The following is an 18228-nucleotide window of genomic DNA, read 5'->3' as shown; positions in this document are numbered from 1 at the left end:
AGAGATATGCGGCGAGCTTACCCCCTCAACCCGCTGCCGCGACCTTCTCCCCGGCGGGGAGAAGGCGAAAGACGTGCTAGCTCGGCATTCCTCACGCTCCGGAAAGCCGTGGGCCTGCCAGGGCTCAATGCGCCGCCATTTCCTTGACGATATCCGCGCCATCCATCAGGAAGGGATAATAGGTCGGCCAATTGGTGACTTCGTCCAGCAGGGCCTTGCGGTCATTCCCCCAGTAGAGGTGGTAATGGCCGGCCTTTACCGGAGCGATGGAGTGGTCGCTGAACTGGATGAACTGCGGAGCGGTCTCGTCGCCTGCGGTCTTCTTGAAGATGTAGCGCACGCCGCGGTTGCCCTTCGTGTAGGTCAGGATTTCCTGGCCGTCGCTGGCATATGTGCCTTCGACCGGCTTGCCTTCCTTGTAGAAAGCCACGCTGTCGCCCTTGATGACGATGCGGTTCACATCCGTCTTGTAACCGATGTCGTAATAGGCGCGATATTCTGCGGCCGTCTTGTCGCCATGGGCGGCTTTTTCGGCCATGACGGAATCAAGCGAACCGTTCAGCAGGTAAGGATAAACAGACTGCCAGTCGCCGCCCCAGTCGGAAAGCGTGCGCGGCTTTACCTGGGCATCCTCGAAATAGCCATTGTAAATCTTCTTTTCCGCCTCGGTCATCTGGTGGCTGTGATCGTGCCCGTGGTCATGGCTGTGGGCGGTGGATTTGTCGCCGCCGGCGCCCGTGGCAGCGGCTGCCACCAGCAGCATGGAACCAAGTGCGACCGCGCCGGTGACGCGGATGAGTGTCTTCTGCATTGTTTCGGCCCTCTCGTATCTGTCATGGAAGAGTAGGTTACGTAATAACATTACAATGCGACCTATAGAGATCGCGCCTGCGGGACGCAAGGCTATGTTCTGACATGCCACGATGAAAAAGCGCGATGGCCTTCCCGGCCACCGCGCTCGCAAAAGAGATGAAGAGGAGGGGCCTTTCCAGACGTCAGGCCGGCTGTGCGCTCAATTCCGCCTTGTGTTCATCGAAGGCGAGTTTCATGGCCTTCGTCACGTCGCGGGTTGTTGCGAAATAACTGTCGCTGCGTACCCAGTAACGCAAGATGAGGGTTGCGCCGTCGGCACTGACCGAATCGACAAAGGTAACAGGGGCAGGGTCCAGCAATATCCGGCTTTCTGAGCGCACCACGCGCATCAGCATATCCTGGGCGGCGGTCAGGTTATCGTCGTTGGTGACGGTCAGGCTCAGCTCGTGACGGCGGGAGGGAAAGCGGCTGTAATTGGTAATCGGCACGTTCCACAGGGTGGAGTTGGGCGCAAGGCGGTAAAGCCCGTCGCTGGTCTTGAGCTCGGTGGCAAACAGGCCGATTTCAATGACCGTGCCGCTGACCGTGCTGGTTTCGATATATTCACCGACCCGGAAGGGGCGCAGCACCAGAAGCATGATGCCGGCGGCAATGTTCTGCAGCGTGCCCTGAAGTGCCAGACCGATGGCGAGACCGGCGGCACCCAGCGCCGCGAGAATGGAGGCCGTCTGTACCCCGAACTGGCCAAGCACCATGACCAGCACCAGAATAAGCACGACGTAGCGGATCGCGCCCGCAAAGAAACCGGCAAGCGTCGCATCGAAGCCGCGAATGCGCGACAGGCCCTGAAAGGCCCATCGCTGCAGGAAGGTGGCGGCCAGCCAGCCGACGATCAGCAGCAGAAGCGCGCCGACGATCGAAAAGGAATATTGCACCGCCAGCGCGCTTGCCTGCCGCACGGCCGCCTGCGATGCGACGATGATATCCGTTGCCTGTTGTTCCATGAATTATCCCGTGATTTTCATTGCTGTTCAGGGTTGGTAACGAATGGATGCCGCAGGGGTTCCGCCAAAAATCGGGCGTCAGCCGGCAAGCGGCAACACGAAAGGCACGTTGCCGTCGGTATCTGCTCCCCTGCCGATCGCCTTGATCGCCTTGACCAGCCGGCCTTCACGCGCCAGCAGCCGGTCGCCGATGGCAATGATGCGGGCATTGGGGGTGACATAGGGCGAGACGGCGCGCAGGCGAAGCGCAAGCGCCATTTCGTCCTGATCCGGATAAAGGCAAAGTGCGGCAATGACGGCGGCGGCCGGCGAGCGCGAAATCCCCATCCAGCAATGGATGAGAAGCGGTGCTGACTGATCCCATTCCCGGGCAAAATCGATGAGCTTCAGCACATGCGCATCGTCAGGAGCGATAAGATCGCCGGTGCCCTTGAAGGCGATGTCGTTCATGGCAAGCGTCAGATGCCGGTCGGCGGCAATCACCGCCGGGCGGTGAAAGCTCTGCTCCTTGGCAATCAGCGTCACCATCTCGCGAGCCTTGTGCTTCACGGCCATTTCCGCGATCCGCGACAGCGGCGATACCACGATGGCCGTCATGTCGCGCTCCCGGTCCCGGTTGCGCGCAGCGCCTCGATTGCTTCGAAACGCTCGATGAACAGTTTCTGTGCTTCAGTCGAGGGCAGGGGCGTGATGGTGAACATGTCGCGGGTGATGCCGCGCGGCAGGCCGAAAAATTTCTGCGCCTCGGCGGTGGAAAAACCGGCAAGCTCCGTCGCCTCGAAAAAGGCGGCAACCGTGTCGGCCTTCTTGATCCGGTCCTTCAATTCGCGCGATGCATGCGGCGGCAGACCGAAGCGCAGATGCACGGCGGCCTCCAGCCGTTTTTCCACGGTCTTGTAACCGCCGCCGACCACGGATTTGAACGGCGAGATCATGTCGCCGATGACATATTCCGGCGCATCGTGCAGCAGCGCCATCAGCATGTCGCCGGGCGTCGCATCCGTGCACATGCGGCAGAAAATCGTCTCGACGATGAGGCTGTGCTGGGCGACGGAAAAGGCATGATCGCCGCGCGTCTGGCCGTTCCAGCGGGCAACGCGGGCAAGACCATGGGCGATATCGGCGATTTCCACGTCGAGCGGCGAAGGATCGAGCAGATCGAGCCGCCGCCCGGAGAGCATGCGCTGCCAGGCGCGCGGACTTTTTGCGGGCGCCACGCCTAGTCCTCCGCCCGCGCTGCCGGATCGGCGGCCGGGAAGGAAAGGCCGCTCCAGAGGGGTAGGGCCACGGTTACGGTGGCATCTTCCGCAAGAAGCGGGGTGCCGGAGGCAAGCGCATCGGCAATGCGATCGATCCGCACGATGGCGAGCGCTGTGCTGCCGCAAACGGTCCCAAGCGTGCCGACTGGTTTTCCATTGGCGGTAATCTCAGTCCCGCTGTCTGGAAGCGGACCTTCGGCCGAAACGGTAACGACGCGCCGCCTTGCGGTGCCGCGATGTTTCATGCGTGAGACGACTTCCTGCCCGACGAAGCAGCCTTTCTTGAAGGAAACGCCGTCATTCACATCCATCAGCACATCATGGGGAAATGCATCCTGCAGCGCATAATCCCGGCCGGATTCGGCAATGCCATGTTCGACGCGCAGGGCCTCATAGGCAGCAGCCTCGCCGGAGGCCGAAGCGCCCGGCAGGCGGAACAGATCAACGCCGGCCCTGGCGAAACGCCCATCCCGGATGCCTGTTTCCGGCGCATTCTCGTTCCAGAAAACGCTGACACCTTCGGTCGCTTCTGATTTCAGATCGACCGGCGCGCGCAGCTTGTACATCGTCAGGCGGCGCAGCAGCGCATCCTGCTCGGCAGCGCCTGTCTCGATCAGATAATCCGTTCCGTCGCGCGCAATCAGGAAATCGAACAGGATCTTGCCCTGCGGCGTCAGCAGCGCCGAAGCGCGGGCTTCGCCCTCGCCCAAATTTTCAACATCGGCGGTGATGAGATTATTCAGAAACTCCTCGGCGCCTGTGCCGGAAACTCTGATCAGGCGGCGGTCGGCAAGAAAGGCGGAAGGCATGGCGTCACCGTTCGGTTTATGGGAGCGTGTTCCGCCAAGCGTTTACAGCCCAAGGACTTGGGCTGGCTGGATTCCGGCTCGAGGCCGGAATGACGGGAGAAGGGAGCGTCAACCCGCAGTAAACTTTAAGCCTGCCGCACCAATCTCAAACCCAGCGTCGTTCACTCTAAAAACGAATCGCAGAACTTCTACCCAATTATTTCCATCCATTCCGGCAAAACCGCGAGGCGTTTCTGCCAAAATGCTCATTCCGCACAGTTAGGATTTTTACCGGAGAACGGCAAGCACCGGAAGGCGATCAATCGCCGGCGGTGAAGAACTTCCATTTGCCATCAGGCGAAATGCCGATGCGGTAAAAGCTGTAATTGCCATATTCCTGCATATCCGCCAGATCGCCCGCCGTGATGATGCGCAGGAGTTCCACCTTCTCCGGCGGCGTCAGCGTGTTGAGCGGCTTGCCGGCGAAATAGGGGAAGACATAGGCTTCGTCCGGCGTGCCGGCATCGATATGGGCATAACCGGTCGACAACAGGTCGATGATGATCGCCAGCACTTCCAGCCCGTCCGGATCGCCGGAATAGCTTTTCAGCGCCGCGATCGGGTCTTCGCTGTCATTGCCATCGATGCGAAATTCATTCTGCCCGGCGGCGATGAAGGGCCGCAGCTTTTCGATGTCGCCGGAGGCGGCGGCGTCGATGATCTGCTGGCGCAGCTTGCGCACGGCTTCCGGGGCCTTGGAAATATCGTGTTCGATGACCACGGACATTTCCGGCGTATTGTCGGGCTTGGAGGATTGCTGGTTGGTCTGGGCGGCGGAACGGTCGACCAGAGGGTCGGGCAGGGGAATGCCTTCCGAATCGCCTTCAACCTCGTCCGGCTCCGCAGGCTCGGCCTGCTTCGGCTGTTCGCCAGTCTGGGCCTGCGGTTGGTTTTCACCATTCTGCGCCGGCTTCAGCTCGGACAGGGCAAAGGCCGCGTCCGGCAAGCCGATTGACCCGGCGGTCAGGGCAAGCAGGATGGACAGCAGGGCGGAAGAGCGCAAAAGCCCCTTGCTCAGGCAAGACATGATAGACCCCGGCTTTACTGTATCACGCGCTGCGGAGAAAACTCGCCTTCAAGCATACGCTGGCGCAGCGATTCCAGCATTGCTTCCGCACCGGCTTCGCCATGCATGCGGATGGTTTCGCGCATGGCCAGAGCGATGGCGGCATCGGCGATGATCTCAGGCTCGATGCCGTCGGCCATGCCGTCAGCCCATGCCTCGTTCTGGTGTTCCAGAGCGACCTGCATCTTTTCATGCACGATCATATCGTCGATTTCGTTACGGCTCGTCTGCATTTTTCATCCTCGACAGGGCGGGCAAGTCCTTACCACCCTGTTAACAACACTAGCAGCCTTTTATCAAAACGGCACGGGCTGCGGCGAAAAGAGGTTAACAATCCTCTAATTTCCGAACCTGGACGCGATTTCCTGAGCGAGTGTTGCTCCCTCGTTACGGTAGTTCTCTTCTGCCATGATGGCGGCGCGCGTGCAACTGGTGTGGATGGCCGCAAAGGAGCGGTATCCACGGTTGAATGCAGCCGTCATGCGCTGGCGCCGTTCGGGTTCATTGGCCGTGTCCGCAGCCAGAAGGTCGCTCATCGATCTACGCCAGTCCTCGGGACCGGAAGAAGGGCACAGCGTCCTCAGATATTGCACCGCGCCCAGTATTTCCGAAAGCCGTGCCAGCTTGTCGTCATAGGGCGCGGGCTTGGGCGGCGTCACTTCCGCAGGGCGTGCCTCCTTGGAAGCCGCCTTTGAAGGCTGCGCATGGGCGATACCTTCCAGGCCCGCAGGTAGCATGGTCAGGAAAAGAGACAGGAAAATGGTTGGCCGTATCAAAATTCTATTCTGCCCCACACATACGCGTGAACTGCTGGCTCGTGAACATCCGGCGGGCGGACATGCCCTAAATAATCGCGATTCTGGCTGGCTGGCAATCATGCAAGCAGGCGCTCGGCGCACTCGATGACGCTTTCAGGGGCCGGCAGCCGGCGAATTTCCGCCAATGTGTACCAGCCCGCATCCGCCGCATCGTCGGCCGCCGTCACCGCCGGATCGGCATCCGTCTCCACGGTAAAGACCGACAGGAAATAATGGCTGGTCAGAACGCCTTCGGCGCTGCGCGAAGGCAGGTCGTAGGTGGCGAAGAGTTGCGGTTTGCGCGCCACGATGCCGGTTTCCTCGTGAAGTTCGCGAAGCGCCGTCTCCGCCGGCGTTTCCCCTTCTTCGCCGCGCCCGCCCGGAAAAGCGAACATGTCCTTTGACGGCGGATTGATGCGGCGCACGAGAAGCAGCCGGTCGCCATTCCTGACAATGGCGGAGGAGGCGGGGCGGGGCTTGATGCGAAGGGTCATGAACGGTTTCACTCGTTTCGGCCGTCTGAGGCCTGTCTGCATATTATGGTGCGTGAGCGCCGATGCGCCCTTTCGGATATGGCGCGGAGGCTCTAACCTGTTGCGAACAACACGCCCCATTGTGCACGCAGAAGACGGTGGAATGAAGGTCTATCTTATCTATGTATTGGCTGCGGTCGCGGAAATCGCCGGTTGCTTCTCCTTCTGGGCCTGGCTGAAACTCGGCAAGCCGGTCTGGATATTATTGCCGGGCATGCTGTCGCTTGCCGCCTTCGCCTGGTTATTGGCACTGGTGCCGACCGAAACGGCGGGCAGAGCCTATGCCGCCTATGGCGGGATTTACATCGCCGCATCGCTTCTCTGGCTCTGGGGCGTTGAAGGGCAATTGCCGGATAAATGGGATGTCGCCGGCGGCGTCGTCTGCCTGGCCGGCACGGCCATCATCCTGTTCGGCCCACGCGCCTGAGGAGAAGAAGATGTGTGGACGTTTTGTCCTGAAGGCGACGCCGGAAGAAATTGCCGATTATCTCGATCTGATCGGGCTTGATGACTTTCCCGCCCGTTTCAACATCGCGCCGACTCAACCGATTCTCGTGGTGCTGGAAGGCGAGCGGCAGGAGCGTGGCAGCAATTTGCCCAACCGCCGGGCGGTGCTGGTCCGCTGGGGTTTCCTGCCGGGCTGGGTGAAGGACCCCAAGGATTTTCCCCTGCTCATCAATGCGCGTTCGGAAACCGCCATCGGCAAGGCTTCCTTCCGCGCCGCCATGCGCCATCGCCGCGTGCTCATTCCCGCCACCGGCTTTTACGAATGGCGACGACCACCGAAGGAGGAGGGCGGCAAACCGCAGCCCTATTTCATCCGCCCGAAAAACGGCGGCATCGTCGCCTTTGCCGGTCTCATGGAAACATGGTCTTCCGCCGACGGATCGGAAGTCGATACCGGCGCCATCCTGACGACGGCCGCCAATGCCGCAATCGGCCGCATTCACGACCGGATGCCTGTCGTCATCGCGCCTGAGGATTTCAGCCGCTGGCTGGATTGCAAAACGCAGGAACCGCGCGAGGTGGCCGATCTGATGCGGCCGGCTCAGGACGATTTCTTCGAGATGATTCCGGTGTCGGACAAGGTCAACAAGGTCGCCAATGTCGGCGCCGATCTCATCGAGCCGGTGCCGGAAAGCGCGCCGCTGGCCAAGATCAAGCCGCCGAAGGACGAGGGGCAGATGTCGCTGTTCTGACGTGATTCCCAAGGCCAATGACTAGGGCCGGACGTTGCCGCATATTTCTTCTCTCCGCCGGGGAGAAGAAACAAGCGGCATCCGCTCGGCCCATGACCCTGTCTACGGAAAAACCTCAGCCGTTCAGCCCGATCTTCTGCAGGCCTTCCTGGATCATCACGTCGGAATACACCCGGTTACGGCCATTCGCCTTGGCGAGATAGAGCAACTGGTCGGCGGCATTCAGCTGGTTGTCGAAAGGTTCGCCCTTTTCGATTTCCACCACGCCGAGCGAAATCGTCAGCGCCAGGCTGCTGCCGCTGAGCTGGCGGCCATTGCTTTCAACGGCACCGCGCAGTTCCTCGCAGAACTGATAGGCGGCATGGGCATCGAGCCCGCGCAGGAACACGGCGAACTCCTCGCCGCCGAGGCGGGCGGGAATATGGCGCTGTTCGTGGCACATGTCGTGCAGCAGTTCGGCAAGCTTCTTCAGCGCCCGGTCGCCGGCATCGTGCCCGAGTGTATCGTTGATCTTCTTGAAATGGTCGATATCGAGAATGGCGACCGCGCCGTTCTCGTCATTGTCGTTGATGATATCCATCAACGCCCGGGTACGCTCGAAGAAGGAGCGGCGGTTCGGCAGGCCGGTCAGATGGTCGCGCTCGGCCAGTTCGCGCAGGCGTTTGAGCTGCTTCAGCGTTTCGATATTATTGTCGATACGGCACTGCAATTCTTCCGGCACGAAGGGGCGATAGACGAAATCCGATGCGCCTGCCTTCAGGAAACTTGCCGAAAGCAGCCGGTCCGTGGAGGACGAGATGCCGATCACCCGCAAATCTTCCGAGGAACGGCTGTCGCAGATGCGGCGTGTCAGCTCATAACCGTCCATGTCAGGCATATGATAATCGGTGATGACGAGCTGGATCGATGGGTCCTGCGACAGGATTTCCAGCGCCCGGTTGCCCGAATGGGCCTCGCTGACCCTGAAATTCTGCCGCTCCAGAATTTCCACCAGACCGGAACGCGCCGTGCGCGCATCATCGACCACCAGAACGGAAAAGCGCCGGTTGGTCAAAATCCGGTCGACGGTCTTGACCACCGCATCGACGGTGCGATGACCATCCTTGACGATATAATCGATGATCTTCTTTTCGGCGTAACGTTTGCGCGCTTCTTCATCCACCGTTGCGGTGAACACGATCGCCGGCACCTTGCGTTCGGAAAGAAGGCCCAAAATCTCGCCCTTCGGCGCGTCGGGCAGGTTGAGCCCCGTCAGCGCCAGCGTGAAATGATGGGCGCTCAGAAGGGCATCGGCGGCAGCCATGCTGTCGCAATGAATGACCTCAGCTTCGGTCTCTTCCGAGAGCCGCGACTTCAGCAGCATGGAAAGAGCAACGGAATCTTCAATCAGAAGGATCTTATCCTGCATGGCCGTCCCAAGCCCCCCTGGCCTGTCTCCGCATTCTTTCCCGAACACCGGATATTCGTCATCCGCATGTCTGCGGATTTGAAAGTCGGCTTATGCATTGTTTTGGAAAAAACTGCGAAAAATAGAAAATTCTTTGTTATTCACTAGTCTATACGTTTGCACTCGTACAGACGTTTCGTAGAGGCCGGGCTTTTTACTTCACTTTCGTTGCAGCTTCGTTACAAAAAGTTCCCGAATTTATGAATACCGATGCGTCGCGCCGCCATTCTGCAAGCCGGCGAAAAAAAACGGCGCCGTTAAAGGCGCCGCGTCATCGCTGAAATTCTGTCGGGGAATGGCGGCTCTCTACCAGATCCACCGCATGATCCGAAAAGATCAGAACCCGAAAAACCGAGTATTTTCAGGCGGTTTTGGCAGCGGGCTTGCGTTTCAGCATCAGGGCTGCGGCCGCTACGGCCTTCAGTCCGAGCGGGCGGTAGTGGCTTTTGAGGTCGGGCTTCGCCTGCGGCTGTGCCTTCGTCTCGTTCGTCATTTCTCTCTCTCCACAATTCACGCCATTCGCCTGTGCGAAGCGTGTGAGCCCTCTCTTTCGAGGGTAATCTTGACGGATTCGAGGCGAAAAAAACGAAGCTGACTTTTCGGGATGCGACATTTTGCGCCACATCCGCAAGCCAGGTCCCGCGGGAAAAATAACATCTGTGGTTTTAAATACCCCGGTCGAGGCCGTTGCCGCCATTCGCGTCATCATGCGCGTCTTCTTCGATGGTCAGCGTGCCGTAGCGGCGGTGCCAGAGCCGGGCGCTGATGGGAATGAAGACGAGATAGGCAGCAACCGTCAGAACCAGCACTTCCCATGTGAAGCTCATCAGCATCGCCACGTAGAGCACGACGACGAGGATCATTGGCAGCACCAGATCGCGGCGAATGCGGCTGGTGCCCGATTTTCCCGACCAGACCGGCAGGCGGCTGATGAGGAGATAACCGATGAGCACGGTATAGGCGGCGGCGACATAAGCGAAGGGCTTGTCCGGCGCCACGCCGAGGAAGCCGAGATAGACCGGCAGAAGCACCAGCATGGCGCCCATGGGAGCCGGAACGCCCACGAAGAATTCGTTCTGCCAGGGCGCTTTCACCGGCCGCTCGATCATCACGTTGAAGCGTGCCAGCCGCAGCCCGGCGGCAATGACATAGATGAGCGCGGCAATCCAGCCGATGGAGCGCGCCTGATCGAGCAGATAGGCATAGACCACGAGGGCAGGGGCGACGCCGAAATTGACGATGTCGGCAAGGCTGTCCATCTGTTCGCCGAATTTGGAAGTCGCCTTCATCATGCGGGCGATGCGACCGTCGATGCCGTCGAGGAAGGCGGCGAGCAGCACCATGCCGACGGCCAGCTCGAAGCGGCCCTCGATGGCGAGACGCACGCCGCTGAGACCCGCGCAGATGGCCAGAACGGTGATGAGATTGGGAACCACGAGGCGAAAGGGAATTTCCCTCAGGCGTGGCCCGCGGCCGCTATCCTTGCGGCCCTCCTGTTTTCCGTTCTGCTGCGGCTCGGCGATCGGCGTTTCCATGGCGCATGCCCTTCCTGATTGTCATCAGCCGCGGCGGCTGATGACCGGGCCCTTGGCGGAGCCGAACTCGGCAAGCACGGTTTCACCGGCAACGGCCGTCTGGCCGACGGAAACGCGCGGCTGGAAACCTTCCGGCAGGAAGATATCGAGGCGCGAACCAAAACGGATAAGGCCGAAACGCTCACCGGCATCAACTGGTTCATTCGGCTTGACCCAGCAGACGATACGGCGGGCGACCATGCCGGCGATCTGCACCACGCCGACCTTGCCATGCGCGCTTTCGATGACGAGGCCGTTGCGTTCATTGTCTTCGGAAGCCTTGTCCACTTCCGCATTGAGGAAGAGGCCGGGGCGGTAAGCGACATTGACGATGCGGCCGCGTACCGGCGCGCGGTTCACATGGCAGTTGAACACGTTCATGAACACCGAGATGCGCACCATCGGCTCCTTGCCGAGTTCCAGCTCCAGCGGCGGAACGACGGTCTGGATGGCGGAAACCTTGCCATCGGCGGGGCTGATGATCAGGTCGTCATCCTGTGGTGTAACGCGTTCGGGGTCGCGGAAGAAATAGGCGCACCAGGCCGTCAGTACGAGGCCGATCCAGAAAAGCGGTTCGGAGATCCAGCCGAGCACCAGCGATGCGACGAAGAAAGCGGCGACAAAGACGTAACCTTCCTTGTGGATCGGTACGATGGTGTTGCGAATGGTGTCGAACAGACTCATGAGATTCCTTGCTCCGGTTTCCGTTGTCGCGTCTATATGTGGTCGTGATACGACACGATCCACACGGCAATGCGACAAATTTTGCCTAGCTGGTTACAGCCAAACGCCCCGCCCGGCAATGGCCCGGTTGTCGCGCCACCCCAAGTTCCCCGGGGTTTCTGCCCGTTAGTGCGCGGGTTCGCCGCGGTCCACGACCCCGAGATCGTCGGTTTCGCGAACTTGGCGCAACATTTCTTCCGCCCGGATGGCTTCGCGCTGGCGGCTCCACATCGAGGCGTAGAGGCCGTTCTGCGCCATCAGCGAGGCGTGCGTGCCCCGCTCGGCGATCAGCCCTTCCTTCAGCACGATGATTTCGTCGGCGTGGATGACCGTCGAGAGACGATGGGCGATGACCAGTGTGGTGCGGTTCTTCGAGACGATATCGAGCGCGCTCTGGATCTCCTGCTCGGTATGCGTATCGAGCGCCGAAGTCGCCTCATCGAGAATGAGGATCGGCGGGGCCTTGAGGATGGTTCGGGCAATCGCCACGCGCTGCTTTTCACCGCCCGACAGTTTCAGACCCCGTTCGCCGACCATGGTGGCGTAACCTTCCGGCAGCTTGCCGATGAAGGCGCTGATCTGCGCCGCATCCGCTGCGGCCATGACCTCCTCCTGCGTTGCCGAGGGGCGGCCGTAACGGATGTTGTAGGCGAGCGTATCGTTGAACAGCACCGTATCCTGCGGAACCATGCCGATCACCGAACGCAGGCTCTGTTGCGTCACGTCGCGAATATCCTGCCCGTCGATTGTGACGGCACCTTCCTGAATATCGTAGAAACGATAAAGCAGCCGCGAGATCGTTGATTTTCCCGCACCCGAGGGCCCAACGATCGCCACCGTCTTGCCGGCCGGTACATCGAAGGAAACACCCTTCAAAATCGGCCTTTCGGGATCATAGGCAAAATGCACGTCGCGGAACGAGATGGCGCCCGGTCCGGCGCCAAGCGGTTTCGCATCCGCCCGGTCGGTAACCTCGGCCTCAACCTCGAGAAGGTCGAACATCTGCTCTATGTCGGTCAGACCCTGACGGATTTCGCGATAAACGAAACCGATGAAGTTCAGCGGCACGGAAAGCTGCAGCAGCAGCGCATTGACGAACACGAAATCGCCGATCGTCTGTTCGCCGCGCTGCACGGCAAGCGCCGACATCACCATCATGACGGTGGAGCCGATGCCGAAGATCACGCCCTGGCCGAAGTTCAGCCAGCCAAGCGATGTCCAGATCGAGATCGCCGATTTTTCGTAACGCTCCATGGCGACGTCGAAACGCCGCGCCTCCATCTCCTCATTGCCGAAATATTTGACGGTCTCGAAATTCAGAAGCGAGTCGATTGCCTTGGTGTTGGCGTCGGTATCGCTGTCATTCATGGCGCGGCGGATGGAGATGCGCCAATTGCTGGCCCTGACTGTGAACCAGATATAGGCCCAGACGGTGATGACCGTGACCAGCACATAGGAGAAACCGTAGGAAGCCCAGAAGATAATCGCTGTCAGCAGGAATTCGATGAAGGTCGGCGCGGTATTGAGGATGGTGAAACGGACAATGGTTTCAATGCCCTTGGTGCCGCGCTCGATAACTCGCGAAAGCCCGCCGGTCTTGCGTTCCAGATGGAAACGCAGCGAAAGCCGGTGCATGTGCACGAAGGTCCTGTAGGCGAGCTGGCGCACCGCATGCTGGCCGACGCTGGCAAACAGCGAATCGCGCAGCTGGTTGAGCCCCACCTGGATCAGCCGCGTCAGATTATAGGCGATGACCAGCGCCACGGCGCCGAGCAGGAAGGCGGGAACAAGACCCGCCATGTCCAGACGGCCGTTCAGCGCATCCGTTGCCCATTTGAAGAAATAGGGAACCGAGATCAGCACCAGCTTGGCGACAACAAGGAACACGGTGGCCCAGATCACCCGCATTTTCAGGTCCCACCGGCCCTCCGGCCACATATAGGGCCAGAGATTGATCAGGGTCTGGGTCGGATTGCTGGAATCTGCCGAAATGGTTTTTTGCTTCGTGGCCATCATTTGCTCCGGTCACTGCCGGAAGCCGACAGCAGGGCGGCGGCTTTGGTCAAGCCGCCGCGCGTGTCACAGATAGGGTCGTTGCGGGTTCACCGCAACGCTTCAAATTCAGGAACCGCCCTTCAGCCGCTTGCGGTGAAGTTCCTCCGCATTCGGCAGGGCCTCTTTCGGCACGCCGAAAATCTGGCCGGGCTCTATCAGGTCGGGATTCTTGATCTGGTCCTCATTGGCGAGGTAGATCGTCGTGTAACGCACGCCCTGTCCATAAACGCGCCGGGAAATCTGCCACAGCGTATCGCCGCGGCGGATGATGACACTGTTCTGACTTTCGGCAAGCGGTGCCTGCTCGAAGGTCTGCGGGCCGGCAGGCGCCTGCGGCGCGGGCGCGGCCGGCGCCGTAATGTGCAGTTCGGTCAGCCGGCTTGCGAGCGATGCGATGCCGTTGCCGATGGCCGCTACATCATTCGGCCATGCCTCGACCGATGCCAGCAGATCGCGCGCCTTGGCGGTGATGCCACCTGCAAAGGCAGTGAAGGCCGGTTCTGTTGCCGCGGCGGTGCGGAATTCCGAAAGCGATTTCAGGCCGATCGCCACCGCGGAGCGGCCGGCAATGGCCTGATCGAGCGCAGGTGTCGCCTGATCCTTGTAGAGATTGGACAGGATGCCGAATGCCTTGGCGACGTCGTCGCGCAGCTTTTCGAAAGCGGCGCGATCGCTCGCCGTGCTCTGGTTCTCAGCCGGTGCCGTCGTGGTGGCGGCTGGTGAAGCGGCCGGCGCCTGCATGGCGACGGTCGCCTGATCGGTCTGCGGCCGCTCGAAGGGAACGCGCACGCGCAGCTTCACGCTGCCATCGGCATTCAGTTCCTCGACGGTGATGAGGTGGCTGCCCACGGCCAGATCGACATCACCCTCGACGACGAAATGACCGGAGGCTTCCGTGACGCTCTTGCCGATCTCCCTGTCATCGACCAGCGCGCGCACCGTCGAACCGGCAGGCGCGGAACCCGCGACGAAAATCTTCGATCCTTCGAATTCGACGGCGGTGACCTGAACGCTCGAAGCCGCTGTCGGGGCTGGGGCGGAACCGGCAGCGGCGGGAGGCGTCACACCGGCGGCGGGCGCGGGTGCAGCGGCAGGATTGCCGGTTTCGCCGGCTGCGGCGGCGGGCTGTCCCGATTGTGCGGTCTGCGGGGCGGGCGGTGCCGCCTCCGGCATCGCCAGCACGCGGCTTGCTTGGCCGGGCTTGGAAACCATCGCCAGAAGTTCGCCGGCCTTGCCGTCCGGCACGGAAACGGTCGCCACTTCCTCGGATTGCGTCGCCTTGCCGCTGGTGTCGGTTGAACGCAGCACCAGCTCGTGGTCGCCGGGGGGCAGGGGATTGTCGAAGACGGCGGCGAAATCGCCGCTTCCATCGATGGTCGTCTGGGCGACGACATTGCCGTTGCTCAGAATTTCAAGTTTTGCGCCCGGCTGTGCCTTGCCGGCGATCACGGCCGAACCGTCAGGCTCGACGCGCAGCACGTCGAAGGTCGGCGCGCCGGGCGTGGCCTGGGCGGCATCACCGTTCGCAGGTGCGGCGGCGGGTTCCACAGGCTTCGGCGCACCGTCATCCGTGCCGGCGAAGACGCCGGCCAGACGGCGGATCTGTGCTGCGGCCGCGGCCGCGTTTTCAGGCAGGCCACGCAGGAAGGCGGTGGTGCGTTCGGCGGCAGCGCGCGCCGTGGTGATCAGCCGCGACGTGGTTTCGTCCAGCGTCTCGGGAATTTCGATATTGGTCAGTTCCTTCAGCGAGGCCTCGACCTTCTTGCGGGCGGCCGCGAAATCGGCGTCGGAGGGAACCTTTTCGTCGGCGAAAAGCCCTGCGAGATCCTTGATCGACTGCGTGGCCGAAGCCGCCAGACGCCCGACCTTGTCGGCGATATTGGCGGTTTCCTCGGCTGCGTCCGACAGGATGTCACCCGCCTTGTCGCCACCCATTTCGACGCTGTTCTTCACGGCGTTGCCCGCCTCGTTGATGGCGTCGCCGATCGGTTTGCCATCATTGGAAATTCTCGGCAGGACGAAAAAGATCATGAGCAGGGATGCAATCCCCAGCACGATCAGCGCCAGCAAACCGGCCTTATTGTTTTTCATCCTGGAATCTCCGGGTATTTCAAGCTTTTCACACGAGTTGAGATTGCTAGCGTCTTACCTTGCGCCAGACAAGCGGCGTGACGGCAAAAGGCCATATTTGCAAGGGATTTCCCAAATTTTCTTGACGTGCCGCATCGCACATAGTTCCTTCCCTTCATGACGGACAAAAATACAGCGATTCGATCCATCTGCGTTTATTGCGGCTCCCAGCCCGGTCGTGATCCGGCCCATATGGAAGCAGGCCGCGCGCTTGGGAAATCCATTGCCGAAAACGGCATCCGCCTCGTTTATGGCGGCGGCACCAAGGGCATCATGGGCGCAGTCGCCAGCGGTGTTCTTTCCAATGGCGGCGAAGTGACTGGCATCATACCGGAATTTCTCGTCGATATGGAGGCAACCCGCCATTCTCTCGGACAATTGAACGAGCTGGTCGTCACCAAGGACATGCATGAGCGCAAACATATGATGTTCGAGCGCTCGGACGCCTTCGTGACCCTGCCGGGCGGTGTCGGCACGCTGGAGGAGATCGTCGAGATCATGACCTGGGCGCAGCTTGGCCGCCACGCCAAGCCGATGGTCTTTGCCAATATCAACGGCTTCTGGAACCCGATGCTGGAACTGGTGCAGCATATGCGCGACCAGGGTTTCATCCATCGCGCCCATCTTTTGAACCCGCTTGTCATCGACGAGGTCAAGGACATCGTGCCCGCCATCATCGACAGGGCGCTGGCGCAGCAGAACCCGGAGGGTGACCCTTCGGTGATTTCCCGCCTCTAGTGCGGCCTGCCCGGAAGCGCGCGGCGTCTTCGGGAAAACGGCGTGCATCCGGCATCTGAAAACCGTTAATGAACCGCCCTGCGGTTCGTTACGATTTTAAATGTATATTAATACAGATTTAACAGCAGCGTCGTTCCGACCGCTCTTTTCATGGCCCCGCGACTGATCCTGTGCCAGCCTCACCAGGGCGTTGGCTGTTGCGGAATTTATTTCGCCGCCATGAGAGTGGGTGCATCGGGAAATGATAGCTTTTGTGGTGCGGCTTAAAAGCCGGGCGCATTTCATTATTCAGAGAAGCCCGCTGCGGGGCAGGGAGGCCGTTCTTGGTGCCGCCGCCCGCCGCCGGGTGGATGCCCGGATGAGGCTGGGCATCGTGATCGCCGTCTTTACCGTCATCTATGCCGTCGTGGCCGCGCGCCTCGTTCAATATGGCCTTGCGGAACCGGTTGCCACCGCCTGGATCAATACGGGTGCCACAGCCGTCGCGTCGCGGCCGGATATTGTCGACCGCAACGGTACATTGCTGGCCACCGATCTCAACATGGTGTCGCTCTACGCGGATCCGCGCCGGGTGGTCGATCCGGATGAGGTGGTGGAAAAACTCGCGACTGTCATCCCCAATCTCGACTGGCGCGAAACGCACCGCAGATTGCGCTCGGATAGCGGCTTCCAGTGGCTGCGCCGCCAGCTGACACCCCGGCAGCAGGCGGCTATCCTCAATCTCGGCATACCCGGCATCGGTTTTCGGCCGGAAAAACGGCGATTTTATCCGGGTGGCCCGACCGCCTCGCACATTATCGGCCATGTGAACGTCGACAATCAGGGCCTTGCCGGCATGGAGCGTTATCTCGACCAGCAGGGGCTCGCCGATCTGCGCGCCACCGGTCTTGCGAGCGGCATGGCGCTGGAGCCGGTGAAACTGTCGATCGATCTGCGGGTGCAGAACATCGTTCGTGAGATCGTCATGAAGGCGAAAAACGACTATCAGGCGGAAGCGGCGGGCGCGGTGATCCTCGATGTGGAGACAGGCGAGGTGCTGGCCATGGCCTCGGTGCCGGACTACGACCCCAACGAACCGTCCCGCATCCTTGCCGATGGCAGCATCGACAGGGAGTATGAAAAGGGCTGGTTCAACCGCATGAGCAATGCCACCTTCGAGATGGGCTCCACCTTCAAGAGCTTCACGCTCGCCATGGGGCTGGATGCGGGCGCGATCACGCTCAATTCGGTGGTCGACGCATCGCGGCCGATCCGCATGGGCGGCTTCACCATCAAGGATTTCTGGGGCAAGAACCGCCCGCTTTCAATCGCGGAAGTGTTTCAATATTCCTCCAACATCGGCACGGCGGCCGTCGCCGACATGGTCGGTGTCGAAGGCCACCAGCAATTCCTGACGAAACTCGGGCTGCTGTCGCGCATGGAGACCGAAATGCCCGGCGTGGCGACGCCAACCCAGCCGAGGACGTGGAAGAAGATCAATTCCGTCACCATTTCCTTCGGGCACGGTATCGCCACCACGCCGTTGCAGACGGCGGTTGCCGCCGCAGCGCTCATCAATGGCGGAAACCTGATTTCACCGACCTTCCTGTCGCGTTCAAGGGAAGAGGCGGCAACGGTTTCCCGTGCCGTCATCAAGGGAAAGACCAGCGCCGATATGCGTTATCTTTTCAACTGGAACGGTATCAAGGGCTCCGGCAGGCGTGCGCAGGTCGATGGTTTCCATGTGGGCGGCAAGACCGGAACCGCCGACAAGGTCATCAATGGCCGATACGCCAAGGATATCAATTTCAACAGTTTCGTCGCCGCCTTCCCGATGCACAGGCCGAGATATGTCGTTCTATCGATGATCGATGCGCCGAAGACGGGTGAGAACGGCGGCCGCACGGCAGCCTCCACCGCAGCGCCGATGATCCGCGAAATCGTCGCCCAGACGGCAGCGCTCCTCGGTGTCAAACCGCGTTTCGGTTACGAAGCGGAACCGCAATTGCTGATGGATTATTGACCCCCTCATTGCTGTGACGGGCACAGGAATGAGGGGAAAA

The 18228-nt window shown here is 60.8% G+C and carries 19 protein-coding genes; 4 read left to right on the top strand and 15 right to left on the bottom strand.

Going from position 1 to position 18228, the window contains the following annotated elements:
• Positions 1 to 124: 124 nt before the first annotated feature.
• From JZX88_RS21300 to JZX88_RS21260, 9 genes are all read right to left on the bottom strand, one after another.
• On the bottom strand, positions 125 to 811 hold the full coding sequence (locus JZX88_RS21300) for a metal-binding protein ZinT (RefSeq protein ID WP_206914629.1): 687 nt from the start codon (positions 809 to 811) through the stop codon (positions 125 to 127).
• Positions 812 to 995: 184 nt separating this feature from the next.
• Positions 996 to 1817 carry a mechanosensitive ion channel family protein gene (locus tag JZX88_RS21295; RefSeq protein ID WP_065115274.1) on the bottom strand — a complete coding sequence of 274 codons (822 nt, stop codon included), beginning with the start codon at positions 1815 to 1817 and terminating at the stop codon, positions 996 to 998.
• A 78-nt stretch (positions 1818 to 1895) separates the two neighbouring features.
• Positions 1896 to 2414 (bottom strand): tyrosine phosphatase family protein, encoded by a 519-nt coding sequence (locus JZX88_RS21290; RefSeq protein WP_206914628.1) that lies wholly within the window; start codon positions 2412 to 2414, stop codon positions 1896 to 1898.
• On the bottom strand, positions 2411 to 3034 hold the full coding sequence (locus JZX88_RS21285; RefSeq protein ID WP_206914627.1) for an HD family hydrolase: 624 nt from the start codon (positions 3032 to 3034) through the stop codon (positions 2411 to 2413). Before JZX88_RS21285 ends, JZX88_RS21290 begins: the two co-directional genes overlap by 4 nt.
• 2 nt (positions 3035 to 3036) lie before the next feature.
• Positions 3037 to 3885, bottom strand: a complete 849-nt coding sequence (locus tag JZX88_RS21280; RefSeq protein WP_206914626.1) for a folate-binding protein YgfZ — start codon at positions 3883 to 3885, stop codon at positions 3037 to 3039.
• Between the two features lie 298 nt (positions 3886 to 4183).
• Positions 4184 to 4951 (bottom strand): hypothetical protein, encoded by a 768-nt coding sequence (locus JZX88_RS21275; RefSeq protein ID WP_206914625.1) that lies wholly within the window; start codon positions 4949 to 4951, stop codon positions 4184 to 4186.
• 14 nt (positions 4952 to 4965) lie between these two features.
• Positions 4966 to 5223, bottom strand: a complete 258-nt coding sequence (locus tag JZX88_RS21270; RefSeq protein WP_003496894.1) for a hypothetical protein — start codon at positions 5221 to 5223, stop codon at positions 4966 to 4968.
• 105 nt (positions 5224 to 5328) lie between these two features.
• Entirely contained in the window at positions 5329 to 5766 is a 438-nt protein-coding gene (locus JZX88_RS21265; RefSeq protein WP_206914624.1) for a TIGR02301 family protein, read from the bottom strand.
• 98 nt (positions 5767 to 5864) lie between these two features.
• Entirely contained in the window at positions 5865 to 6281 is a 417-nt protein-coding gene (locus tag JZX88_RS21260; RefSeq protein WP_110759421.1) for an NUDIX hydrolase, read from the bottom strand.
• A 142-nt stretch (positions 6282 to 6423) separates the two neighbouring features.
• Between JZX88_RS21260 and JZX88_RS21255 the strand changes: the two genes are divergently transcribed.
• Both JZX88_RS21255 and JZX88_RS21250 read left to right on the top strand, forming a co-directional pair.
• The gene (locus JZX88_RS21255) at positions 6424 to 6747 is read left to right on the top strand and encodes a YnfA family protein (RefSeq protein ID WP_065115281.1); all 324 of its coding nucleotides are present in this window, start codon (positions 6424 to 6426) and stop codon (positions 6745 to 6747) included.
• A gap of 10 nt (positions 6748 to 6757) precedes the next feature.
• On the top strand, positions 6758 to 7519 hold the full coding sequence (locus JZX88_RS21250; RefSeq protein WP_110759365.1) for an SOS response-associated peptidase: 762 nt from the start codon (positions 6758 to 6760) through the stop codon (positions 7517 to 7519).
• Between the two features lie 115 nt (positions 7520 to 7634).
• Here the strand turns inward: JZX88_RS21250 and JZX88_RS21245 are convergent, their stop codons facing one another.
• The 6 genes from JZX88_RS21245 to JZX88_RS21225 all read right to left on the bottom strand — a co-directional run bounded on the left by JZX88_RS21245 (position 7635) and on the right by JZX88_RS21225 (position 15409).
• Positions 7635 to 8927: a PleD family two-component system response regulator gene (locus JZX88_RS21245; protein WP_065115283.1), complete on the bottom strand. Its 1293-nt coding sequence runs from the start codon at positions 8925 to 8927 to the stop codon at positions 7635 to 7637.
• A 400-nt stretch (positions 8928 to 9327) separates the two neighbouring features.
• The gene (locus JZX88_RS26330; RefSeq protein ID WP_004440985.1) at positions 9328 to 9459 is read right to left on the bottom strand and encodes a hypothetical protein; all 132 of its coding nucleotides are present in this window, start codon (positions 9457 to 9459) and stop codon (positions 9328 to 9330) included.
• A gap of 172 nt (positions 9460 to 9631) precedes the next feature.
• Positions 9632 to 10501: a CDP-diacylglycerol--serine O-phosphatidyltransferase gene (gene pssA, locus JZX88_RS21240; RefSeq protein WP_065115284.1), complete on the bottom strand. Its 870-nt coding sequence runs from the start codon at positions 10499 to 10501 to the stop codon at positions 9632 to 9634.
• Positions 10502 to 10525: 24 nt separating this feature from the next.
• Positions 10526 to 11260, bottom strand: coding sequence for a phosphatidylserine decarboxylase (locus tag JZX88_RS21235; RefSeq protein WP_077767785.1), 735 nt, complete (start codon positions 11258 to 11260; stop codon positions 10526 to 10528).
• A 129-nt stretch (positions 11261 to 11389) separates the two neighbouring features.
• On the bottom strand, positions 11390 to 13276 hold the full coding sequence (locus JZX88_RS21230) for an ABC transporter ATP-binding protein/permease (RefSeq protein ID WP_206914623.1): 1887 nt from the start codon (positions 13274 to 13276) through the stop codon (positions 11390 to 11392).
• 108 nt (positions 13277 to 13384) lie between these two features.
• The gene (locus JZX88_RS21225) at positions 13385 to 15409 is read right to left on the bottom strand and encodes a LysM peptidoglycan-binding domain-containing protein (protein ID WP_206914622.1); all 2025 of its coding nucleotides are present in this window, start codon (positions 15407 to 15409) and stop codon (positions 13385 to 13387) included.
• 156 nt (positions 15410 to 15565) lie between these two features.
• Here JZX88_RS21225 and JZX88_RS21220 point away from each other — a divergent pair, with 156 nt between their 5' ends.
• Both JZX88_RS21220 and JZX88_RS21215 read left to right on the top strand, forming a co-directional pair.
• Positions 15566 to 16186 carry a TIGR00730 family Rossman fold protein gene (locus JZX88_RS21220; RefSeq protein WP_065115288.1) on the top strand — a complete coding sequence of 207 codons (621 nt, stop codon included), beginning with the start codon at positions 15566 to 15568 and terminating at the stop codon, positions 16184 to 16186.
• Positions 16187 to 16427: 241 nt separating this feature from the next.
• Complete coding sequence (locus tag JZX88_RS21215) at positions 16428 to 18188, top strand: penicillin-binding protein 2 (protein ID WP_206914621.1); 1761 nt, start codon at positions 16428 to 16430, stop codon at positions 18186 to 18188.
• Positions 18189 to 18228 lie beyond the last annotated feature (40 nt).

It is taken from the genome of Agrobacterium sp. OT33 (assembly GCF_017313365.1).
In the GTDB taxonomy this organism is placed as follows: Bacteria; Pseudomonadota; Alphaproteobacteria; order Rhizobiales; family Rhizobiaceae; genus Agrobacterium; species Agrobacterium rhizogenes_A.
This window is presented reverse-complemented; position numbering and strand designations above follow the sequence as displayed.